Source organism: Sphaerospermopsis sp. FACHB-1194 (assembly GCF_014696235.1).
GTDB classification, from domain to species: Bacteria; Cyanobacteriota; Cyanobacteriia; order Cyanobacteriales; family Nostocaceae; genus Sphaerospermopsis; species Sphaerospermopsis kisseleviana.
Genome location: NZ_JACJPU010000108.1, coordinates 1 through 2,846, shown reverse-complemented (window position 1 = coordinate 2,846; position 2,846 = coordinate 1). Strand labels below are relative to the sequence as shown.

General features: G+C 51.5%; 1 rRNA gene. It reads left to right on the top strand.

The window, feature by feature from the left end:
- Positions 1 to 19: 19 nt before the first annotated feature.
- Positions 20 to 2,846, top strand: a 23S ribosomal RNA gene (locus tag H6F45_RS26115).

The window sequence follows — 2,846 nt, the reverse complement described above, 5'->3', positions numbered from 1 at the left end:
AAAAAAACCAATGTTAAGTGGTCAAGCTAATAAGGGCTAATGGTGGATACCTTGGCACACAGAGGCGAAGAAGGACGTGGTTACCGACGAAATGTTCCGGGGAGTTGGAAGCAAACGGTGAGCCGGAAATATCCGAATGGGGCAACCCTATAAACTACCTGTTGAATATATAGACAGGAAAGAGCCAACCTGGCGAATTGAAACATCTTAGTAGCCAGAGGAAAAGAAATCAACTAGAGATTCCCCTAGTAGTGGTGAGCGAAAGGGGAAAAGCCTAAACCAAGAGGTTTACCTTTTGGGGTCGTGGGACAGCAACAACGAATCTAGAGACTAGACGAAGCAGCTAAATACTGCACCAGAGGAGGTGAAAGTCCTGTAGTCGAAAGTTAAAGGATAGTAGCTGAATCCCGAGTAGCACGGAGCACGTGAAATTCCGTGTGAATCAGCGAGGACCATCTCGTAAGGCTAAATACTACTGTGTGACCGATAGCGAACAAGTACCGCGAGGGAAAGGTGAAAAGAACCCCGGAAGGGGAGTGAAACAGAACATGAAACCATTAGCTTACAAGCAGTGGGAGTCCGATTAAACGGATGACCGCGTGCCTGTTGAAGAATGAGCCGGCGACTTATAGGTACTGGTAGGTTAAAGCGAGAATGCTGGAGCCAAAGGGAAACCGAGTCTGAAGAGGGCGATAATCAGTATTTATAGACCCGAACCCTGGTGATCTAACCATGTCCAGGATGAAGCTTGGGTAACACCAAGTGGAGGTCCGAACCGACCGATGTTGAAAAATCGGCGGATGAGGTGTGGTTAGGGGTGAAATGCCAATCGAACCAGGAGCTAGCTGGTTCTCCCCGAAATGTGTTGAGGCGCAGCGGTAATGATTAAAGCTGGGGGGTAAAGCACTGTTTCGGTGCGGGCTGGGAGACCGGTACCAAATCGAGACAAACTCAGAATACCCAGTGAACACATTGCCAGTGAGACGGTGGGGGATAAGCTTCATCGTCAAGAGGGAAACAGCCCAGACCACCAGCTAAGGTCCCCAAATCATCACTAAGTGATAAAGGAGGTGGGATTGCACAGACAACTAGGAGGTTTGCCTAGAAGCAGCCACCCTTGAAAGAGTGCGTAATAGCTCACTAGTCAAGCGATCCTGCGCCGAAAATGAACGGGGCTAAGTGATGTACCGAAGCTGTGGGATTAATTAATTAATTAATCGGTAGGGGAGCGTTCCGTCGTAGGTAGAAGCAGTAGCGGCGAGCAGCTGTGGACGAAACGGAAGTGAGAATGTCGGCTTGAGTAGCGCAAACATTGGTGAGAATCCAATGCCCCGAAACCCTAAGGGTTCCAGAGCCAGGTTCGTCCACTCTGGGTTAGTCGGGACCTAAGGCGAGGTCGAAAGGCGTAGTCGATGGACACAGGGTCAACAATCCCTGACTAACGTATGGGAGCATTGCTAGGGACGCATGAAAGATAACCATACCCTGATTGGTTTGGGAGACGGTTACGACCGTTGCATGGTGAAGGATAGTGCCAAGAAAAGCTAGTAATGTGATGAACATATGTTACCCGTACCCGAAACCGACACAGGTAGGGAGGTTGAGAATACCAAGGGGCGCGAGATAACTCTCTCTAAGGAACTCGGCAAAATGGCCCCGTAACTTCGGAAGAAGGGGTGCCCACGAGAGTGGGTCGCAGTGAAGAGATCCAGGCGACTGTTTACCAAAAACACAGGTCTCCGCAAACTCGAAAGAGGACGTATGGGGGCTGACGCCTGCCCAGTGCCGGAAGGTTAAGGAAGTTGGTCAGTGGTAACATGAAGCTGACGACCGAAGCCCCGGTGAACGGCGGCCGTAACTATAACGGTCCTAAGGTAGCGAAATTCCTTGTCGGGTAAGTTCCGACCCGCACGAAAGGCGTAACGATCTGGATGGTGTCTCAGAGAGAGACTCGGCGAAATAGGAATGTCTGTGAAGATACGGACTGCCTGCACCTGGACAGAAAGACCCTATGAAGCTTTACTGTAGCCTGGAATTGTGTTCGGGCTTCGCTTGCGCAGGATAGGTGGGAAGCGATGAACTTCTCCTTGTGGGGAGAAGGGAGCTAACGGTGAGATACCACTCTGGCGAAGCTAGAATTCTAACTCATCTCCGTGAGCCGGAGAGAGGACAGTTTCAGGTGGGCAGTTTGACTGGGGCGGTCGCCTCCTAAAAGGTAACGGAGGCGCGCAAAGGTTCTCTCAGCACGCTTGGAAACCGTGCGACGAGTGTAAAGGCATTAAGAGAGCTTGACTGCAAGACCGACAAGTCGAGCAGGTACGAAAGTAGGCCTTAGTGATCCGACGGCGCAGCATGGAATGGCCGTCGCTCAACGGATAAAAGTTACTCTAGGGATAACAGGCTGATCTCCCCCAAGAGTCCACATCGACGGGGAGGTTTGGCACCTCGATGTCGGCTCATCGCAACCTGGGGCGGAAGTACGTCCCAAGGGTTGGGCTGTTCGCCCATTAAAGCGGTACGTGAGCTGGGTTCAGAACGTCGTGAGACAGTTCGGTCCATATCCGGTGCAGGCGTAAGAACATTGAGAGGAGTCCTCCTTAGTACGAGAGGACCGGGAGGAACGAACCGCTGGTGTACCAGTTATCGTACCAACGGTAGACGCTGGGTAGCCAAGTTCGGAGCGGATAACCGCTGAAAGCATCTAAGTGGGAAGCCCACCTCAAGATGAGTGTTCTCACCACTTTAAGTGGGTAAGGTCACGGGCAGAACACCCGTTTATAGGCTCTATGTGGAAGTACAGTAATGTATGTAGCAGAGGGGTACTAATAGACCGAGGGCTTGACCTC